The sequence below is a fragment of the Veillonella sp. S13054-11 genome, assembly GCF_002959795.1.
GTDB classification, from domain to species: Bacteria; Bacillota; Negativicutes; order Veillonellales; family Veillonellaceae; genus Veillonella; species Veillonella parvula_E.
In genome coordinates this window covers 82,331-101,400 of record NZ_PPCY01000003.1, presented here as the reverse complement: position 1 = coordinate 101,400, position 19,070 = coordinate 82,331, and the positions used below count along the sequence as shown (strand labels likewise).

The 19,070-nt window shown below is 39.0% G+C and carries 20 protein-coding genes; 19 read left to right on the top strand and 1 reads right to left on the bottom strand.

Going from position 1 to position 19,070, the window contains the following annotated elements; translation table 11 throughout:
- Nucleotides 1–125 precede the first annotated feature (125 nt).
- Nucleotides 126–1,373: an aminotransferase class I/II-fold pyridoxal phosphate-dependent enzyme gene (locus VPHSUH08_RS03920; RefSeq protein ID WP_004696196.1), complete on the top strand. Its 1,248-nt coding sequence runs from the start codon at nt 126–128 to the stop codon at nt 1,371–1,373.
- 129 nt (nt 1,374–1,502) lie between these two features.
- Here VPHSUH08_RS03920 and VPHSUH08_RS03915 read toward each other — a convergent pair whose 3' ends face one another.
- Entirely contained in the window at nt 1,503–1,772 is a 270-nt protein-coding gene (locus VPHSUH08_RS03915; protein WP_004696194.1) for a DUF896 domain-containing protein, read from the bottom strand.
- 123 nt (nt 1,773–1,895) lie between these two features.
- On the opposite strand from VPHSUH08_RS03915, the gene nth reads away from it, so the two are divergent.
- From nth to eno, 18 genes are all read left to right on the top strand, one after another.
- Nucleotides 1,896–2,531, top strand: coding sequence for an endonuclease III (gene nth, locus VPHSUH08_RS03910; protein WP_004696192.1), 636 nt, complete (start codon nt 1,896–1,898; stop codon nt 2,529–2,531).
- 1 nt (nt 2,532) lies between these two features.
- Nucleotides 2,533–3,978 (top strand): hypothetical protein, encoded by a 1,446-nt coding sequence (locus tag VPHSUH08_RS03905; protein WP_105086771.1) that lies wholly within the window; start codon nt 2,533–2,535, stop codon nt 3,976–3,978.
- A gap of 104 nt (nt 3,979–4,082) precedes the next feature.
- Nucleotides 4,083–4,352 carry a YdbC family protein gene (locus VPHSUH08_RS03900; RefSeq protein WP_004696187.1) on the top strand — a complete coding sequence of 90 codons (270 nt, stop codon included), beginning with the start codon at nt 4,083–4,085 and terminating at the stop codon, nt 4,350–4,352.
- 79 nt (nt 4,353–4,431) lie between these two features.
- The gene (gene rpmE, locus VPHSUH08_RS03895; RefSeq protein ID WP_004696185.1) at nt 4,432–4,629 is read left to right on the top strand and encodes a 50S ribosomal protein L31; all 198 of its coding nucleotides are present in this window, start codon (nt 4,432–4,434) and stop codon (nt 4,627–4,629) included.
- A gap of 57 nt (nt 4,630–4,686) precedes the next feature.
- On the top strand, nt 4,687–5,592 hold the full coding sequence (locus tag VPHSUH08_RS03890; protein ID WP_008601206.1) for a DUF1385 domain-containing protein: 906 nt from the start codon (nt 4,687–4,689) through the stop codon (nt 5,590–5,592).
- 2 nt (nt 5,593–5,594) lie between these two features.
- Nucleotides 5,595–6,677, top strand: coding sequence for a peptide chain release factor 1 (gene prfA, locus VPHSUH08_RS03885; RefSeq protein WP_004697261.1), 1,083 nt, complete (start codon nt 5,595–5,597; stop codon nt 6,675–6,677).
- A complete protein-coding gene (prmC, locus tag VPHSUH08_RS03880; protein WP_004697198.1) occupies nt 6,670–7,539 on the top strand; it encodes a peptide chain release factor N(5)-glutamine methyltransferase in 870 nt (289 codons plus the stop codon). Before prfA ends, prmC begins: the two co-directional genes overlap by 8 nt.
- 1 nt (nt 7,540) lies before the next feature.
- Complete coding sequence (locus VPHSUH08_RS03875; RefSeq protein ID WP_004697150.1) at nt 7,541–8,572, top strand: L-threonylcarbamoyladenylate synthase; 1,032 nt, start codon at nt 7,541–7,543, stop codon at nt 8,570–8,572.
- 112 nt (nt 8,573–8,684) lie between these two features.
- Entirely contained in the window at nt 8,685–9,131 is a 447-nt protein-coding gene (locus VPHSUH08_RS03870; protein WP_004697098.1) for a low molecular weight protein arginine phosphatase, read from the top strand.
- Nucleotides 9,132–9,142: 11 nt separating this feature from the next.
- Nucleotides 9,143–9,580 (top strand): ribose 5-phosphate isomerase B, encoded by a 438-nt coding sequence (rpiB, locus tag VPHSUH08_RS03865; protein WP_004696955.1) that lies wholly within the window; start codon nt 9,143–9,145, stop codon nt 9,578–9,580.
- Nucleotides 9,581–9,626: 46 nt separating this feature from the next.
- Nucleotides 9,627–10,859: a serine hydroxymethyltransferase gene (gene glyA / locus VPHSUH08_RS03860; RefSeq protein WP_004697326.1), complete on the top strand. Its 1,233-nt coding sequence runs from the start codon at nt 9,627–9,629 to the stop codon at nt 10,857–10,859.
- Nucleotides 10,860–11,043: 184 nt separating this feature from the next.
- Complete coding sequence (gene upp / locus VPHSUH08_RS03855) at nt 11,044–11,670, top strand: uracil phosphoribosyltransferase (RefSeq protein ID WP_004697164.1); 627 nt, start codon at nt 11,044–11,046, stop codon at nt 11,668–11,670.
- A 239-nt stretch (nt 11,671–11,909) separates the two neighbouring features.
- Nucleotides 11,910–12,935 carry a sugar-binding transcriptional regulator gene (locus tag VPHSUH08_RS03850; protein ID WP_004697235.1) on the top strand — a complete coding sequence of 342 codons (1,026 nt, stop codon included), beginning with the start codon at nt 11,910–11,912 and terminating at the stop codon, nt 12,933–12,935.
- A gap of 67 nt (nt 12,936–13,002) precedes the next feature.
- Entirely contained in the window at nt 13,003–14,013 is a 1,011-nt protein-coding gene (gene gap / locus VPHSUH08_RS03845; RefSeq protein WP_004697289.1) for a type I glyceraldehyde-3-phosphate dehydrogenase, read from the top strand.
- Nucleotides 14,014–14,026: 13 nt separating this feature from the next.
- Complete coding sequence (gene pgk / locus VPHSUH08_RS03840; protein WP_039964996.1) at nt 14,027–15,205, top strand: phosphoglycerate kinase; 1,179 nt, start codon at nt 14,027–14,029, stop codon at nt 15,203–15,205.
- Nucleotide 15,206: 1 nt separating this feature from the next.
- A complete protein-coding gene (gene tpiA / locus VPHSUH08_RS03835; RefSeq protein WP_060919726.1) occupies nt 15,207–15,977 on the top strand; it encodes a triose-phosphate isomerase in 771 nt (256 codons plus the stop codon).
- A 13-nt stretch (nt 15,978–15,990) separates the two neighbouring features.
- The gene (gene gpmI, locus VPHSUH08_RS03830) at nt 15,991–17,517 is read left to right on the top strand and encodes a 2,3-bisphosphoglycerate-independent phosphoglycerate mutase (RefSeq protein ID WP_105086770.1); all 1,527 of its coding nucleotides are present in this window, start codon (nt 15,991–15,993) and stop codon (nt 17,515–17,517) included.
- Between the two features lie 117 nt (nt 17,518–17,634).
- On the top strand, nt 17,635–18,918 hold the full coding sequence (gene eno / locus VPHSUH08_RS03825) for a phosphopyruvate hydratase (RefSeq protein WP_008601191.1): 1,284 nt from the start codon (nt 17,635–17,637) through the stop codon (nt 18,916–18,918).
- Nucleotides 18,919–19,070 lie beyond the last annotated feature (152 nt).

Here is a 19,070-nt window from a genome sequence, read left to right as displayed (position 1 = left end):
GAATTACTAATAGTTAGTTAAATCTTCTATGTATACAATATATTTACTGAATATACGTTGTATATTTAAATCAGTTTAGGTATGATAAATGTGTAATATTCATTTCAGATAGGATGGTGCAAGTTATGACAAGTGTTGCTGCAAAGCATGCAAAAGGAAAAAAATTAAAAGACGTAATCTTCGTAACTGCTGGTCAAGCTCAAGCTGATGCTAAAGAAAATGGCCGTGAGAATGTTGTGAATGGTACGTTGGGTGCTATTCATGATGAAGAGGGAAACTTAGTTTTTCTTAAGACCGTTAAAGAAGAATATTTGAGTCTTTCGGATTCTGAACATGTTGGTTATGCACCAATTGCGGGTATTCCAGATTTTTTGTGTGCTGCTGAAAAAGAATGTTTTGGTAATTTCCGTCCAGAAGGTCATATTCGTAGCATTGCTACCGCAGGTGGCACTGGTGGCATTCATCATTTGATTCATAACTATACAGAGCCTGGTGATGAAGTATTAACAGCGGATTGGTACTGGGGTGCATACCGTGTTATTTGTAGTGATACTGGACGTACACTAGTTACGTATTCCTTATTTGATGAACATAATAACTTTAATCATGAAGCATTCCAAAATCGTGTAAACGAATTGGCGGCTAAACAAACAAATGTGGTTGTTATCTTTAACACACCAGGTAATAACCCAACCGGCTACTCTATTGAGGATAAAGATTGGGATTCTATCCTTAATTTCTTGAAGGATTTAGTTGCTATTGGTCGAAATAATGTGATTATTGGTATTGATGTAGCATATCTTGATTACTCTGGTGAAAAAGATGAGGTACGTGCGTTCTTCAATAAATTTAGTCATTTACCAAAAGAAATTCTCACCTGTGTGTGTTATAGCTTATCTAAAGGATTTACTATGTATGGTCAGCGCGTTGGTGCGATGATTGGGATCTCTGATGATGAAGAAATAGCTGATGAGTTTTTCGAAGTTAACAAATCTACAAGTCGTGCCACATGGTCCAATATTTGTCGTCCCGCAATGCGTACAATGGCTAATATTGTGGCTGATCCAGCTAAGTTTAAGGAATATGAAGCTGAACGCAATTGCTATTATCAATTAATTCGCGATCGTGCTGATATCTTTAAACAAGAAGCAGCACAAGTAGGACTTCCTATGTTACCTTACCGCGGTGGCTTCTTTATTACAATTCCTACAGACTCTGCGAATGCTATCTGTGAAGAATTGAAAAAAGAGCACATCTATGTGATTGCATTAGCAAATGGTATTCGTATAGCAGCATGTGGTATTCCTAAATGTCAAATGACAGGTCTAGCTGAAAAAATTTATAATGCCATGAAACGTCTTGGTAAATTATAATACATAAGTAAATTATACTAAAAACCACTTGATACATGTATCAAGTGGTTTTTAGTATGTAGATATAAATTTGATTGAATAAATATAAAAGGATATTAGTAATGTAATCAATTTTGTTTATTTGTTACATTAGTGAATATCTTTATGCTCTTTAATGTCTTTATCAGCTTCTTTTGCCAAGTTTTCAAGCGCTCGTTTAGGAGCGGTTCTTTCACCTGTTTCTGGGTCTATAAATTCAACGCGGTCCAAGGTGCTTGTAATTTGACCACGAATGAAGCTTAAGTAGATTTCGTATAGTTCTTTTTTTTCTGCTAACTCTTCTGGCGTTAATTCTTGACCAGATTTTTTCTTTGCAGCTAGTTCATTTATTCGTTTTAATGTATCGTTAATATTACTCATATGAGCCTCCTGTATTCTATATTAGAATAGTATGTTTTATTATAACATAGAACTTAATGAATACGTATGGTAAGATATAAGTTGTACGCGTCTGTACTTTCACAGGTGAGAAAGGAGAACTGTATGCGTGTAACAAAAGCGATAAAGGCAGAGCAGTTGAAATTGTTACAAGAGCATTATTTTGATGCAAAACCTGCCCTTGAGTATACAAATGAATTTGAATTATTAGTTGCTGTAGTTTTGTCAGCACAATGTACGGATGAACGAGTTAATATTGTTACTAAACGATTATTTCCTGAACTTAATCATCCTGCAAAGATGCTTGAAATTGGAGTTGCTAAGTTAGAGACTCTTATTAAAGATTGTGGCCTTTATAAGTCCAAGGCAAAAAACTTAATTGCTACTTGTCAAATTTTAGTTGACCGATATCATGGAGAGGTGCCTCGTGAGTTTGATCAACTCGTTGAATTGCCTGGTGTGGGGCGTAAAACAGCAAATGTTGTGGTATCCGTTTTATTTGGTACACCAGCCATTGCGGTAGATACACATGTATTTCGCGTGTCTAACCGATTAAAATTAGGTATTGCTAAGACGCCAGAAGAGATGGAACAAAAGTTACAAAAGGCAATTCCAAAAAAGGACTGGGCTGCCGCACACCACTGGTTAATCTATCATGGCCGTAGATTGTGTAAGGCTCGTAAGCCTTTGTGTAATGAATGTTTTTTAAATCATCTATGTCCTTCAGCCGGAAAGGTTTAATATGAAAGTAAATAACGAAGAATTTATTGCCCTTTGTGCTAATCATGGTATTGAGGGAATTGATATTGTAAATGAGTTAATGCGTTTTAAAGTGCTAGATCAATTGATTTCTAGTAATGCTAGCTCCCGTGAGTGGGGTGTAACGGCAGATGATTTATATGCGTTAGCAGAAAAATCCACAGTAGAATCCTTTGGTCCTGTACCATATGATTTGAATACATTCCAAGCTCTTTATGGACCATCCTTTAGAGTGGAATTGTTTGATTTTATTAGTGACACAGGTATTTTAGAAGGTCTAGATGTAGGCACTATTTGGGAAATTCCTGTTCGTGAAAGTATCGAAGCTCATAGTAAAACGGGAGAATTGGTTCTGTATGCTTATGTAGAAGAATATGCAGGCATGGTTGAAGAGATTCTTCAATCTTATGAAGATAAAAAAGTCGTTCTGTATACGGCATCTCCCGTGTGTTATAGCATTTTGACACGTTTATATCCAATGGCTCAAATCATTAATCAATGGCCTCATCGTAGCTATTTTGACCATATCTTTACAGGCACAGTTGGTATGTTCCAATCCTCTGAAGATATTGTGGAAGAGGTCGCTAACGGATTACATAACTTGGTTCCAGAAGGGACTGCTCAATTATTCTTACCTGCTACAATGGCACAAAATCAATTGGGCTTAAATAATATGGCGTTGCAATTTTTCTTGAACCAAAAACGAGTAGAAGCTATACGGGAATGGACTCCATTAGGGGCTTATGAAATCGTATATGGTAAATACGATGTAAAAAAAATGCGTGTTGGTCTTCGTGAACGTGTAGGGGATGAGTGGAAAACAATTAATTATATTCCATTACCTCATGGCGTATTTGCGCAATTGCCAGTATTTACGGTATTAAATTATGGCTTGTCCTTGCGTTCTATTTTGTTGCCCGGCAGTCAAACGGACGTAGCCTTAGGTCAAGATGGTATTTATTGCATTGATAGCCGTGTATCTGAATTAGGTCGCACTGCTCTTATTGAAAGTGGAGCTTATTTTCTTACTTTTAAACGTCATACTGATCATATTGATGTAGATATTGCGACAGAAGCGCCTGTAGATGATATGTACTGGATGCTCCCAGATGCTGAATTAGCATATATGTGGTATGCCTATTTCTGCAGCACTACGGGTCAAACATTGATTCAAGAAATCTCCATGCTCGTTCAAACAGATGAATCCTTTGGCTATATGCTTAGTAGCGTACGTCGTCGCGTATTAGATGTAAAGGATGAGACCCAACTAATTGAATCTGTACAGGCTGCTGACGAGGCATATATTAAGGCTGTTACGGAGGCTACAACGAGTTGGAAAGAGACCGTAGATTCATTAGGTGCACAAGTTATGCCACCTACAGCTTCTATTGATATTGAAGATTATAGTGACTATAAAAAAGAATTGTAAATCATATAATTTTGGTTTAAAATATATCGTATCCTAAAAAATATAAACTACTAAATATAGTAGATACGAAACATAGCATATGAATATGTAAGAAAGGAGGACCTATGGCAGTTATTAATTTTGAAATCTTCAAGGTTATTGGTACTTTATCTGAAGATAAAGATGGTTGGAAAAAACAATTAACATGTACTAGTTGGGGAAAATACAATCCTAAGTTTGATCTTCGTGCTTGGGATAGTGAATATACAAGCATGAAAAAAGGTATTACCCTTTCTTTAGAGGAGCTTATTGCATTGCGTGACATCCTCAACGAAAGCGACTTGGAAGCTATTTTAGCTGAGGCTATTGAAGAAAAGCAAGCATCCAAGGAATAGTATTGGTTACTTGCATTTGTGCAGGTGTCATGCTATAATCTATAAGAATAATATTGATTGCTGGAAAGAGGTGTATAGAATGAAACAAGGTATTCATCCAGACTATAAAGAAGCTACAGTAACTTGCGGTTGTGGCAACACATTCAAAACTGGCTCTGTAAAAGAAGACCTTCGTGTAGACGTTTGCTCCAAATGCCATCCGTTCTTCACTGGTCAACAACGTGCGGCTCAAGCTCGTGGTCGTATTGAACAATTTAACAAACGTTACGGCAAATAATTTGTATTGTAATGTAACATGTATTGGCAGGGCTGTTGGCTCTGCCTATATTTGTTTATGAGAGGAGATCTTGTGAACAGAGAACGTATAAAAAAGTTTGTCGGAGGACAGGCTGTGATCGAAGGTGTCATGATGAGAGGCCCTGGCTATACGGCAACTGCCGTACGTGAGCCTGCGGGAACTATTGTAGTTCAAAAAGAGGCTACAAAGTCCATTGCTGACACATATCCAATATTGAAAAAACCATTTCTTCGTGGCTGTGTAGCTCTCTATGAATCTCTAGTGATAGGCATGAAGGCTTTATCCTTCTCTGCTAAGGCTGCTGGCGATGAAGAGGAAGAAATGTCTAATAGTGAAATCGCCATTACCATGGTTATTTCTACACTATTTGCGATAGCTGTGTTTTTGGCATTGCCTACATTTATCGTAAAATTCATTCCTGGTGTACAGGATAATCATATAGTATTAAATCTCATTGAAGGTGTCATTCGTTTAGTACTTTTCTTACTTTATATTTGGGGGATTGGTCTTACGAAGGATATTCAACGAGTTTTCCAATATCATGGGGCAGAGCATAAAACGATTCATACTTATGAATTAGATTTGCCTTTAACTGTAGAAAACGTTCGCCAACAAAGTCGCTTGCATGCGCGATGTGGTACAAATTTCTTACTTATTGTTATGGTAGTTAGTATCTTTGTATTTGCTTTCTTGGGTTGGCCCAATTTGTTGGAACGTATCGTGAGCCGCGTACTCCTTATGCCTGTAGTAGCTGGTATTGCGTACGAGGTAATTCGTCTTGCTGGACGTAGCGATCATTCTTTTGTGAAAGCTCTTATTAAACCAGGTCTTGCGTTACAATATATGACAACGCGTGAACCAGAAGATGATCAAATTGAAGTTGCTATACGAGCTTTAGAAGAGGTCCGTCCGCCTGAGAGTGACGCATATGAAGAGGAATAAACATGTTAGTTGATAAATTACAAGTTATTGAAGATAAATTTATGGATCTTGAGCAGCGCATTAGTGACCCAGAGGTCATTGCTCGCCAAGATGAATGGCGTAAATTGACCCGTCAACATGCTCAATTATCTGAAACCGTTGAAACGTTCCGTACTTACAAAAAAGTTTTATCTGGTATTGATGAAGCTATGGAAGTTATTGAAGATAAATCCATGGACGAAGAATTCCGCGAAATGGCACAAGAGGAATTGAAAGAGTTGAAACCTCAAAAAGAGGAATTGGAAGAAAAGTTGCAAGTTCTATTATTGCCTAAGGATCCTAATGATGATAAAAATATTATCATCGAAATTCGCGGGGGCGCTGGCGGTGATGAAGCTGCATTATTTGCAGGTGACTTGTTTCGCATGTACACAAAATATGCGGAAAGCCAAGGCTGGCGTTGTGAGATTATCGATGCTAATGAACCAGAGCTTGGTGGCTTTAAAGAGGTTATTTTCTCTGTGGATGGTGAAAATGTATACTCTAAGATGAAATTTGAATCTGGTGTACATCGTGTACAACGTGTACCGGCTACAGAAACACAAGGCCGTGTACATACATCTACAGTTACAGTAGCCGTATTGCCAGAGATGGAAGATGTTGATATTGAAGTTAATGAAAAAGATTTAAAAATTGATACATATCGTGCGAGTGGTGCCGGTGGTCAGCATATCAATAAAACTGAGTCTGCTGTTCGTATTACACACTTACCATCTGGTATCGTTGTAGCGTGTCAAGATCAACGATCTCAATTACAAAACCGTGAAAAAGCTATGCGTGTATTGCGTGCTAAGTTACAGGATCAAGCTGAACAAGAGGCCATTTCTAGTATGGCTGCAGATCGTAAGAGTCAAGTCGGCACAGGTGATCGTAGTGAACGTATTCGCACCTATAACTACCCACAAGGTCGCGTCACAGATCATCGTATTAATTTAACATTATATAAATTAGATGCTATTTTAAATGGCGATCTTGATGAAATTATTCAAGCCTTAAATGCTGCAGACCAAGCGGCAAAAATGCAGGAGGCTAATACAAATGCATAAGGAGATTTGGACAATCGGTCGTATTCTCCAGTGGACAGAGCAGTACTTTCAAAGCAAGGAGATGGATACACCTCGACTTGATGGGGAAGTACTGCTTTCTCACGTTTTAGGTAAAAATCGGATTTATCTATATACCCATTATGACCAACCGCTTATTCAAGACGAGCTCGATGCCTTTAGGCCTCTCGTTCAACAACGGGCTAAGGGGCATTGTGTAGCGGCTATCATTGGGGAAAAGGACTTTATGGGGTTGACCTTTAAGGTGAATGATAAGGTATTGATTCCACGACCTGATACGGAAACCTTGATTGAGCATGTACTAGGTACTTATCCAAAAGATAGTAATGTGCGTATTCTTGATGTATGCACAGGCCCTGGGACAATATTATTAAGTCTATTACATTATTTGCCAAATGCTAGTGGTGTTGGTTTAGATATCTCCACAGATGCTTTACCGGTGGCACGCGAAAATGGTGAGTCCTTTAATTTAGCTGACCGAGTACAGTTTATGGAATCAGATATGTTCTCCACTTTATATGGAAAAGAGGAGAAATTTGATCTTATTGTTTCTAATCCTCCATACATTCGAACTGGTGATTTAAAGATGTTGTCTCCAGATGTATTAAATGAGCCTCATATTGCATTATTTGGTGGAGAGGATGGGCTTCAATTTTATCGAATCTTAGCTAAAGAATGTAGAAATTATTTAAACGCTAATGGCCGTGTGGCGTTTGAAGTAGGCTTTGACCAAGCAAAAGAGGTAGGTGCTTTATTGCAAGAAACAGGTCAATATTCGAATATTCAATTTATAGCTGACCTCGGTGGTCATAACCGGGTAGTGACAGCTGTATATGAGGGCTAATATGGATACTAAAATCATTACAAATCCATCAGAACAAGATATAGATACGTTAGCCCGTGCTTTGCGCAATGGTGAATTGGTGTCTATTCCTACAGAAACTGTATATGGATTAGGTGCAAATGGTCTAGATCCAGAGGCGATGGATAAAATCTATGCTGCCAAAGGACGGCCTTCTGATAATCCACTTATTTTGCATGTTCCTAATAGTGAAAGCATAAAACCTTTGGTAACAGAAATTTCTGCTACGGCGCAAGCCTTAATGGATACATTCTGGCCAGGGCCATTAACGATTACATTGCCTAAATCTGATTTAGTGCCAGATCGTGCAACAGGTGGTTTATCTCGTGTGGCGCTTCGGTGTCCTGATCATGAGGCATGTCGAGTATTATTAGAGCGTGCAGGCATACCTATAGCGGCACCTAGTGCCAATATTTCAGGGCGCCCAAGTCCAACTACTGCAGAAGATGTATATAATGATATGAATGGTCGCATTTCCTATATCTTAGATGCTGGTCCATGTACGATTGGTGTAGAGTCTACTGTTGTAGAAGTCCATGATGATAAGGTCATTATATTAAGACCTGGTGGAATTACAAAAGCACAGCTTGAACGTGTGGTGTCTACTGTTGAGTATGATACTGCGTTAGTTAATGCAACCACTATACCAAAGGCTCCTGGCATGAAGTATACGCATTATGCGCCTGATGCACCTATGACGGTTGTTGTAGGTAGTCCAGAAGGTGTAGCACACACTTTCAAAGAGCTTTCAGAAGGCATAGAAGGTCCCATAGGGTGTTTGGTAAGTCATGAAACGTATAACTTGATTAAAGAGGATGGACGATTTATGTGCCATTGTTTTGGCCATCATGGAGATGCGTTAGCATTGGGGCACGACTTTTATAAAAGTCTATTACATTTTAATGAAAATCATGTTACGCTAATCCTAGCAGAAGGTGTTGATGATGATGGTTTCGGTGTTGCCATTATGAATCGAATGGAAAAAGCATCGAGTCATCATATCATTTATAAGTAAATTTAATAGCATAAAGATGTCCACTGATAATAGAAAAATGTCTTTACATATTGGATAGATTTGCTATAATGTATAAAGTAATCACAAAATGTGATTGAGTAAGGATGTTATTATGAATATTTTATTTGTATGTACCGGTAACACTTGCCGCAGCCCTATGGCTGAAGGTATTACACGGGCCCTTGCAGCGGAGAAACATAAGGATGTTACAACTGTATCAGCTGGTTTATTTGCCGCTTATGGAGCAAAACCAACTGAACAAGCCGTAGTAGCTGTCCGTTCCATTGCAGATATTTCCAACCATGAATCGAGACCCTTAACGATGGAACTCGTAAATGCAGCAGATCTTATTCTTGGTATGACGAAAGATCACAAATCTGTACTACTTCGCCAATTCCCCTTTGAGGAAGGTAAAATTAAAACAATTTCCGAGTGGGGTGGTCTAGATGGTGATGTTACGGACCCATATGGATCTGACCAAACCGTATATAATCAATGTGCGGAACAAATTTATCACTTAGTAGAGGCCGGTCTTACATCAGTGCCTCAGAAGGCGTAGGAGATGAAATTATGAAAGTTGCAATCGGTTGTGATCATGGCGGATTAAATCTGAAGGAATCTGTTAAAGAAGTATTGAGTGCATTGGGACATGAAGTAGAGGATTTTGGTTGTTATTCAGCTGAGTCTTGCGACTATCCTGATATTGCAGTACCTGTAGCAAATGCAGTTGTATCTGGTCAAGCAGATCGCGGTATTTTGATTTGTGGTACAGGTATCGGTATCGGTATTGCAGCAAATAAGATAGCGGGCATTCGCGCTGCTCTTTGTCATGATACATTTTCTGCTCACGCATGTCGTGAACATAATGATGCGAACATCCTTACTATGGGTGAACGCGTTATTGGACCAGGCCTTGCTAACGATATTGTAACCATTTTTATGGAAACTGAGTTTGAAGGTGGACGTCATGCACGTCGTGTAGAGAAAATAAAAGCATTAGAGAAATAATACATCATTACTTTATAGATAGTTGTTCTATATGAGGAGGATACTCATGAGTTTCTTAGAAAAACAAGACCCTAATATTCAAGCTGTTATCAACCAAGAGTTAGCACGCCAACGCGATAAATTAGAAATGATTGCTTCTGAAAATTTTGTTTCTCAAGCTGTAATGGAAGCTCAAGGTAGCGTATTGACTAACAAATATGCAGAAGGGTATCCTGGTAAACGCTATTATGGCGGTTGTGAAAATGTTGATGTTATTGAAACATTGGCTATCGAACGTGCAAAACGCCTGTTCGGTGCAGAACATGCTAATGTACAACCTCACTCTGGTTCTCAAGCAAACTTTGGCGTGTATTTCGCATTATTACAACCAGGTGATACTATTGTGGGTATGAACTTGTCCCATGGCGGTCATTTGACTCATGGTTCTCCAGTTAACGTATCTGGTACATATTTCAATGTAGTACCTTATGGTGTAGATGCTGAAACACAACAAATCGACTACGATGAGTTCCGTAAAATTGTATTGGAAGCAAAACCTAAGTTGATTATCGCTGGTGGTAGTGCTTATAGCCGTCAAATCGACTTTAAGAAAATGGCTGAAGTGGCACACGAAGTAGATGCTATTTTCATGGTAGATATGGCTCACTTTGCTGGACTTGTAGCAGCTGGTTTACATCCAAACCCTGTGGAATATGCAGATATCGTTACTACAACAACTCATAAAACATTGCGTGGCCCTCGTGGTGGTATGATTCTTTGCAAAGAAAAGTATGCTAAAGCAATCGATAAAGCCATCTTCCCTGGCATCCAAGGTGGTCCTTTGATGCATGTTATCGCTGCTAAAGCTGTAGCATTTGGTGAAGCTTTACAACCTGAGTTCAAAGTGTATGCACAACAAGTTATCGACAATGCAAAAGCGTTGGCTGCAGCATTACAAGAAAAGGGCTTAACAATTGTTTCTGGCGGTACAGATACTCATGTTATGCTTGTAGATGTTCGTAATACTGGTTTAACTGGTAAAGAAGCTGAACACTTACTCGATGAAGTAGGTATTACATGTAATAAAAATACAATTCCATTTGATCCCGCTAGCCCATTTGTAACAAGTGGTATTCGCCTTGGTACGCCAGCTCTTACAACACGTGGTTTGCAAGTGAAAGATATGGAAGAAATTGCTGATATTATTGCAGTGGTTCTTAAAAATCCTGAGGATAAATCGGTCCATGAAGAAGCTAGTAAACGTGTTGCTGCACTTTGTGAAGCGTATCCATTGTACTAATCGATTGTACTAATATTAAATATATATTTATAGTCCTATAAGTTTATAGGTAGTGTAAAAGGGGTGTGCCATTGGCACATCCCTTTCAATATTTTTATGGCATGATTTTCTAATCTGTGATAGAGTAAATATAATAGTTAATCGCTAGAATGGGATATGTATATTGTTTTATAGGAGGACAGTCATGAAAGTTAATGTTATGACACATCCATTGATTCAACACAAAGTTACATTGATGCGTGACGTACAAACAGGCTCTAAAGATTTCAGAGAACTACTTGATGAAATTACTATGTTGATGGGGTATGAAATTACACGCAACTTACCACTTGAGGATGTGGATGTAGAAACACCACTAACTAAAATGACTGGCAAACGAATTGCAGGTAAAAAACTGGGTATTATCCCAATTCTTCGCGCTGGTCTAGGTATGGTAAATGGTATGCTTAGTTTAATTCCAACTGCAAAAGTTGGTCATATCGGTTTGTACCGTGACCCTGAAACTTTGAAACCAGTAGAATACTACTGTAAACTACCATCCGACGTAGGGGAACGCGACTTCATCGTAACTGATCCAATGCTTGCTACTGGTGGTAGTGCAGCCGCAGCAATTACATTGCTAAAAGAAAAAGGTGCTAAACATATTAAATTAATGTGCTTAGTAGCTGCTCCTGAAGGGGTAGAAGCAGTAAATAAAGAACATCCAGATGTTCCTATTTATGTAGCAGCACTTGATGAAAAGCTTAATGATCATGGTTACATCTTGCCTGGCTTAGGGGATGCAGGTGACCGTATCTTCGGTACAAAATAAAATACAATAAAACGACATATTAGAATATAATAAGGGGACATGACGACATATTATTAGATTTGAAATAATAACAAATTATCTAAGGCGTATGTCGTTTTCTCTTATTTAGGGTTGAATAAAAATTACATAAGGTATACAATACAAGTGTAAAAGTATTTTTTTATTTTAGGTGGGACGGATTTTGTTCACATGGGACGAAAAACGATTCATGTAATCTCAACGGGTAAAGGAGGGACCCGATGAACGAATTTCTAATGATATGTGAACGTATTGTTCCTGAAATTGTTAGCGTATTGAAGGAGCGATACAAAATACTAAACCACCTTGTTTATGAAGAGCCTATAGGCCGTAGAACATTAGCTACCGCAACGGATCTTCCAGAGCGAACCGTAAGAAGTCATATTGAGTTAATGCGTGCTAATGGTCTTGTAGACATTTATAAACCAGGGATTTTTCTCACTGATGAGGGACATGCAATTGTTCCAAAGTTACGAAATTTTTTAAATGAGCTAGATCGTATTAACGAGTTAGAACATCGATTGACTGAAGCACTTCATATCGATAGAGTTGTTATTACACCTACAGAAGGAACCTTGATGGTTAAAAAGTTAGGCTTTACAGCGGCAAAGTTATTGCAAGACCTATTGAAACCTAATGCAGTAGTAGCCATCAGTGGCGGTAGCACCATGGCAGCAATAGCTGAAGAAATACCTATCTTACCTTTCAATCCTACTGTGGTACCAGCCCGTGGTGGCGTTGGTGAAGTAGTGGAATACCAAGCTAATGTAATTGCTTCGGTGCTTGCTGAACGACTAAGTGGTTCCTATAAGATGCTCCATTTACCTGATGGACTTTCACAAGACTCATTACATATGCTCATGACTTGTGAACCACAAATTAAAGAAATTGGAGACCTCATTAGTAGGACTGACGTACTATTATTTGGTATTGGTACTGCAATGCGCATGGCGGATCAGCGCCATATTGCCGATGATGTGCGTAAGCAGTTGGTAGATAATCATGCGGTAGGTGAAGCACTTGGCCAATATTGTGACATTGAGGGTAAGTTAATTTATTCTACTAATAATATTGGTTTATCACTTCCCGATGTAGTAAAGGTTCCCAATGTTATTGCTGTAGCTGGCGGACAAGAAAAAGCGAGCGCTATTATAGGTGTGATGCGAGCTTGCCAGAAAGGGATACTTATCATTGATGAGCAAGCAGCCGAAGGTATGCGTCAATTGTTACAAATTTCTGCCTTATAGGCGAATTAGTAGTTATAAATTTTAGTTTGAATATGGTTAGAATTTTTGTTATTAGGAGGATCTAACAATGGCAGTAAAAGTTGGTATTAACGGTTTTGGTCGTATCGGTAAATGTGTAGTTCGCGCAGCGATTAATAATCCTGATGTGGATGTAGTGGCAATTAATGCAACTGGTGATAATGAAGGTACTGCATTATTGTTAAAATACGATTCCGTACACGGTACAATTCCTAATGAAGTAACATTTGATGAAGAAAATATCTATGTTGATGGTAAAAAAATCCGTGTATTCCATGACCGCGACGCTTCTAAATTACCTTGGTCTGAAGAAGGCGTAGAAATTGTTATGGAATGTACTGGTAAATACCGTGATGCAGAGGAAGCAAAGGTTCATTTGAATCAACCTACTGTAAAAAAAGTATTAATCTCTGCACCTGGTAAAAACGAAGACTTAACTATGGTTATGGGCGTTAACCAAGATATGTATGATCCTGCAAAACATCACATTATCTCTAATGCATCTTGTACAACAAATTGCTTGGCTCCATTTGCTAAAGTATTATGTGATGAATTCGGTATCAAACGCGGTATGATGACTACAATTCATTCCTACACAAATGACCAAAAAATTCTTGATGCACGTCATAAAGATCCTCGCCGTGCTCGTGCTGCAGCAATGTCCATCATTCCTACAACAACTGGTGCAGCGAAAGCTGTTGCTAAAGTATTGCCTCAATTAAAAGGTAAATTAGATGGTTTTGCATTGCGCGTTCCTACTCCAGACGTATCTGCTACAGATCTTGTTTGCGAACTTGAAAAACCGGCTACTAAAGAAGAAATCAACGAAGCATTCCGCAAAGCAGCAGCTGGTGAATTAAAAGGTATTCTTGGTGTATCTGATGTACCATTGGTATCCTGTGATTTCAGCTCTGATCCTCGTAGCTCCATTGTTGATGCTGATTTGACAATGGTTATGGATGGCAACATGGTAAAAGTTGTTTCTTGGTATGACAACGAATGGGGTTATTCCGAACGTCTTATCGACATGGCCGCATTTGTAGCAAGCAAAGGCTTATAATCAGGAGGCTTTGATGAAACAAACAATTGAAGGTTTACAAGTAGCTAATAAAACAGTATTTGTTCGTGTTGATTTTAATGTTCCTATGAAAGACGGTGTCATCACTGATGACACTCGTATTCGTAGTGCATTACCTACTATCAATTACTTAATCGAAAAAGGGGCAAAGGTTATCCTTGCTTCTCACTTTGGTCGTCCTAAAGGAGAACGCAAACCAGAAATGTCTTTGGCACCATGTGCTAAGCATTTATCCGAGCTTATCAACAAGCCTGTAGCATTCGTAGATGACTGCATTGGTCCTAAAGTTGAAGAAGCTGTAAAAGCATTACAATCTGGTGATGTATTGATGCTTGAAAATTTGCGTTACCACAATGAAGAAACTAAAAATGACCCTGAGTTTGCTAAGCAATTGGCATCTCTTGCAGATGTTGCTATCAATGATGCGTTTGGTGTATCTCACCGTAATGCGGCATCTGTAGTCGGTATTGCTGATTATATCCCTATGGCAGCAGGTTTCTTGCTCAAAAAAGAAATTGACGCATTAAGTGCAGCTATAGTACATCCCAAAACACCTATGGCAGCTATTATTGGTGGCGCGAAAGTTACAGATAAAATCTCCGTTATTTCTAACTTATTGCCTAAAGTTGATGTAATGATCATCGGCGGTGGTATGGCTAATGCGTTCATTAAAGCGCAAGGTTGCAATATTGGTAGCTCCTTATTTGAAGAAGGTCAAGAAGTTATCGCTACAGACCTTGTTATGGAAGCTCGTGTAGCAGGTGCTAAATTACTAACACCTATTGATGCTGTAGTAGCAGATGCTTTCAGCAACGATGCTAATACTAAAATCGTTGATGTTGATCAAATCGAAGATGGCTGGATGATATTAGATATTGGGCCTAAAACCCGCGAACTTTATGTAGAAGCATTGGCGCCAATGAAGACTATTATTTGGAATGGTCCTATGGGCGTATTTGAAATGGAAAACTTTGCAGCTGGTACAAATGCAGTAGCGAAAGCTGTAGCTGAATCTGATGCGATGACTATCGTTGGTGGTGGCGACTCTGTAGCAGCCATTGAAAAAAGTGGTTTAGCAGATAAAATTAGCCACATCTCCACAGGTGGCGGTGCATCTTTAGAATTCTTAGAAGGCAAAATCCTACCGGGTATTGCTGCATTGTCCGAGGCATAATATGAGAAAACCCATTATTGCAGGGAATTGGAAAATGAATGGCACCATTGCATCTGGATCAATTCTGATCGAAGCGTTTAACAGCGTGTTACAAGATATGGAATTGTCCTGTGATGTAGTTGTATGTCCGCCTTTTACAGCTATCGAACGTGCTGTAGTATTGACGAAAAATACAGCTATTGAAGTAGGTGCACAAACTATGGATTATCATGATGCTGGTGCGTTTACTGGTGAGATTTCACCACTTATGCTTACAGAAGTAGGCGTTAATTATGTAATCATCGGTCACTCTGAGCGCCGTGAATATTATGGCGAAACAGATGAGACCGTTAATGCAAAAATTAAAAGTGCATTTCATCATAATTTGAATCCTATTGTCTGTGTTGGTGAAAGTTTAGAACATCGTGAAACGGGTCATACACTTGACTGGATTACGTCTCAACTAAAAGGGGCTTTGGCTGATATTCCGAAAGAACAAGTCAGTCAATTGATCATTGCGTACGAACCAATTTGGGCTATCGGTACGGGCAAGACAGCAACGGCTGATCAAGCTGAAGAGGTATGCAAAGAAATCCGCAATTACATTCAATCTTTATATGATAATGAAACTGCCGATGCAGTACGCATCCAGTATGGTGGTAGCGTTAAATCAGAAAATGCACTAGAAATCCTTGGAGAGCCTAATATTGACGGTGCTCTCGTAGGTGGTGCATCACTTGTGGTCGATGAATTTATTGATATTATTAAAGCTGCAAACCAAGTAAGCGCTTAATATGAGGTTACAAATGGCTAAATTAGAGGCTCCCGTAATGCTAGTCATCCTAGATGGCTTTGGCTTGGGGGATAAATCAGACACAACCAATGCTGTAGTACAGGCGAAGCCGCTCTGTTTTAATCGATTATGGGATACGTATCCACATACAACATTAGAAGCATCAGGGCTTGCGGTAGGCCTTCCAGAAGGTCAAATGGGAAATTCTGAAGTTGGCCATTTAAATCTTGGCTCTGGTCGCATAGTGTATCAAGATTTGACTCGTATTACTAAAGATGTCGAGTCTGGTGAGTTTTATAATCGCCCTGTTATGAAGGAACTATACGAAGTAGCTAAGAAGCAAAGCTTACATCTTATAGGTCTAGTTTCAGATGGTAATGTGCATTGTTCCTTAGATCATATTAAGGCAGTCATCAAGGGGGCTCATGATAATGGAATCGAGCATGTGTATGTCCATGCTTTGCTCGATGGTCGTGATGTAGCTCCACAATGTGCACAAGGCTATTTAAAGGACTTAGAAACGTATATGGCTGATCTCAATTGTGGTAAAATTGCTACAGTTAGTGGTCGCTATTATGCAATGGACCGCGATAATCGTTGGGACCGCGTTGAATTGGCATATAATGCCATTGTGCATGGTCAAGGTGAAATAGCTATATCTGCATGTGAAGCGGTGCAACAGTCTTATGATAAAGATGCGGCAGATGAGTTTGTACTTCCTACGGTGATTGATGCTGCAGGGACTATCAAAGATGGAGATGCGGTTATATTCTGTAACTTCCGCCCAGACCGTGGTCGTGAACTTACAAAGGCACTAGTGTTACCTGATTTTGATGGCTTTAAAAGGGAGCCACTATCTATATATATGGCAACTATGACAAAATACGAGGATGGTTTGCCCGTACATATCGTGTATGAAAAGGATACATTATCTGAAACATTAGGTGAAGTTCTAAGTGCAGGTGGTTATCGCCAATTGCGTATTGCGGAAACAGAAAAGTATGCTCATGTTACATATTTCTTTAATGGCGGTGAAGAGGAACCCTTTGAAGGAGAGGATCGCATTCTTGTAAAATCCCCTCAAGTGGCCACCTATGATTTACAACCAGAAATGAGTGCTTATGAAGTGACCGATAAGGTTGTACAAGCGATACAAGATGAAACATATGACATGATTATCTTGAATTTTGCAAATCCAGATATGGTTGGTCATACTGGTAGCTTTGAAGCTGCCGTTAAAGCGGTTCAAGCAGTAGATACTTGTTTAGGTCGTATCGTGGAGGCTATTCGTAGCAAGAAAGGTCATCTGTTAGTTACAGCAGATCATGGTAATGCAGAGCTTATGGTTAATCATGAAACAGGTAAGGTACATACGGCACATACAACGAACTTGGTTCCTTTAATTTTAATGAGCGACAGTTTAAAAACAGCTACATTAGAAGCTGGTAAATTATGTGACATTGCTCCTACATTATTAGACTTAGCTGGGATAAAACAACCAAAAGCTATGACAGGTCATAGCTTGGTACATAAAGCATAATATGGAGCTTTCACTATATTAGTAGTTAATTAGAGTTATAAGCCTATAAGGTTTAGCTCAATATATATAATGGCTGTCAGATGGCAGTTATTCCATTAGATTATATGAGGTGAAAAAATGGCAGTAATTGAACAAGTCATTGCAAGAGAGATTTTAGATTCCCGCGGTAATCCAACAGTTGAAGTTGAAGTATGTTTAGAAGATGGTACTATTGCTACAGCAGCAGTTCCATCTGGTGCTTCCACAGGTATGTTTGAAGCCGTAGAATTACGGGATGGAGATAAATCCCGTTATTCCGGTAAAGGTGTTTTAAAAGCTATCGATAATGTAAATGCTAAAATCGGTCCTGCACTTATCGGTTATGATGCGACAGAACAAGTGGCAATCGATAACTTAATGTTGCAATTGGATGGTACCGATAATAAATCTAACCTTGGTGCAAATGCAATCCTTGGTGTATCCATGGCAGTAGCTCGTGCTGCAGCTGAATCTTTGGACTTGCCATTATTTGTATACCTTGGTGGCTTTAATGCAAAAGAGTTGCCAGTTCCTATGATGAATATCTTGAACGGTGGCGCACATGCTGATAATAACGTAGACATTCAAGAATTTATGATCATGCCTGTAGGCGCTAAATCTTTTGCAGAAGCTCTTCGTAGCTGTGCAGAAGTATACCATACTTTGAAATCCGTACTTCACAATAAAGGTCTTAGTACTGCAGTAGGTGATGAAGGTGGTTTCGCACCTAACTTATCATCTAATGAAGAAGCATTAGAAGTAATCTGTGAAGCTATTAAAGCTGCTGGTTATGAACCAGGAAAAGATTTCAAATTGGCACTTGATTCTGCATCTTCTGAATTCTACGAAGGTGGTAAATATAACCTTGCTGGGGAAGGTAAAGTTAAAACAGCAGCTGAAATGGTAGATTTTTACGAATACCTAGTAGGCAAATATCCAATCATATCCATCGAAGATGGCCTTGCAGAAGAAGATTGGGAAGGCTGGAAATTGTTGACAGACCGCCTTGGTGACCGCGTACAACTTGTTGGTGATGATTTATTTGTAACTAACACAAAACGTTTGGCTCGTGGTATTGAGCTTGGTGTAGGTAATTCCATTCTTGTAAAAGTTAACCAAATCGGTACTCTCACTGAAGCTTTCGATGCTATGGAACTTGCTAAACGTGCTGGTTACACTTGCGTAGTATCTCACCGCTCTGGTGAAACTGAAGATACATTCATTGCTGATATTGCTGTAGCTGTAAATGCTGGTCAAATTAAGACTGGTGCACCGGCTCGTTCTGAACGTGTAGCAAAATATAATCAATTACTTCGCATTGAAGAAATGTTATACGAAACAGCTCAATATAAAGGTAATGACGTTTTTTATAACTTAAAATAAGATACGTTATATCTAATAGTCCAATAAGGGCGCCCTTTGGGGCGCCTTTTTTGTATGTCTAAAAAAAGAAAAGTTTTCGCTTCGTGGATTTTTAAAAATAAAAGAGGGATTTAGAGGCTGATGTCGAAACCTATAACGCCATACGCTAGTGT

Coding starts and splice junctions, on each gene's coding strand:
- VPHSUH08_RS03870 (WP_004697098.1), top strand. CDS start 8,685: ATGAATATTTTATTTGTATGTACCGGTAACACTTGCCGCAGCCCTATG.
- VPHSUH08_RS03920 (WP_004696196.1), top strand. CDS start 126: ATGACAAGTGTTGCTGCAAAGCATGCAAAAGGAAAAAAATTAAAAGAC.
- rpmE (WP_004696185.1), top strand. CDS start 4,432: ATGAAACAAGGTATTCATCCAGACTATAAAGAAGCTACAGTAACTTGC.
- VPHSUH08_RS03875 (WP_004697150.1), top strand. CDS start 7,541: ATGGATACTAAAATCATTACAAATCCATCAGAACAAGATATAGATACG.
- rpiB (WP_004696955.1), top strand. CDS start 9,143: ATGAAAGTTGCAATCGGTTGTGATCATGGCGGATTAAATCTGAAGGAA.
- VPHSUH08_RS03905 (WP_105086771.1), top strand. CDS start 2,533: ATGAAAGTAAATAACGAAGAATTTATTGCCCTTTGTGCTAATCATGGT.
- tpiA (WP_060919726.1), top strand. CDS start 15,207: ATGAGAAAACCCATTATTGCAGGGAATTGGAAAATGAATGGCACCATT.
- VPHSUH08_RS03915 (WP_004696194.1), bottom strand. CDS start 1,772: ATGAGTAATATTAACGATACATTAAAACGAATAAATGAACTAGCTGCA.
- prfA (WP_004697261.1), top strand. CDS start 5,595: ATGTTAGTTGATAAATTACAAGTTATTGAAGATAAATTTATGGATCTT.
- VPHSUH08_RS03900 (WP_004696187.1), top strand. CDS start 4,083: ATGGCAGTTATTAATTTTGAAATCTTCAAGGTTATTGGTACTTTATCT.
- nth (WP_004696192.1), top strand. CDS start 1,896: ATGCGTGTAACAAAAGCGATAAAGGCAGAGCAGTTGAAATTGTTACAA.
- prmC (WP_004697198.1), top strand. CDS start 6,670: ATGCATAAGGAGATTTGGACAATCGGTCGTATTCTCCAGTGGACAGAG.
- gpmI (WP_105086770.1), top strand. CDS start 15,991: ATGGCTAAATTAGAGGCTCCCGTAATGCTAGTCATCCTAGATGGCTTT.
- eno (WP_008601191.1), top strand. CDS start 17,635: ATGGCAGTAATTGAACAAGTCATTGCAAGAGAGATTTTAGATTCCCGC.
- VPHSUH08_RS03890 (WP_008601206.1), top strand. CDS start 4,687: ATGAGAGGAGATCTTGTGAACAGAGAACGTATAAAAAAGTTTGTCGGA.
- glyA (WP_004697326.1), top strand. CDS start 9,627: ATGAGTTTCTTAGAAAAACAAGACCCTAATATTCAAGCTGTTATCAAC.
- pgk (WP_039964996.1), top strand. CDS start 14,027: ATGAAACAAACAATTGAAGGTTTACAAGTAGCTAATAAAACAGTATTT.
- gap (WP_004697289.1), top strand. CDS start 13,003: ATGGCAGTAAAAGTTGGTATTAACGGTTTTGGTCGTATCGGTAAATGT.
- VPHSUH08_RS03850 (WP_004697235.1), top strand. CDS start 11,910: ATGAACGAATTTCTAATGATATGTGAACGTATTGTTCCTGAAATTGTT.
- upp (WP_004697164.1), top strand. CDS start 11,044: ATGAAAGTTAATGTTATGACACATCCATTGATTCAACACAAAGTTACA.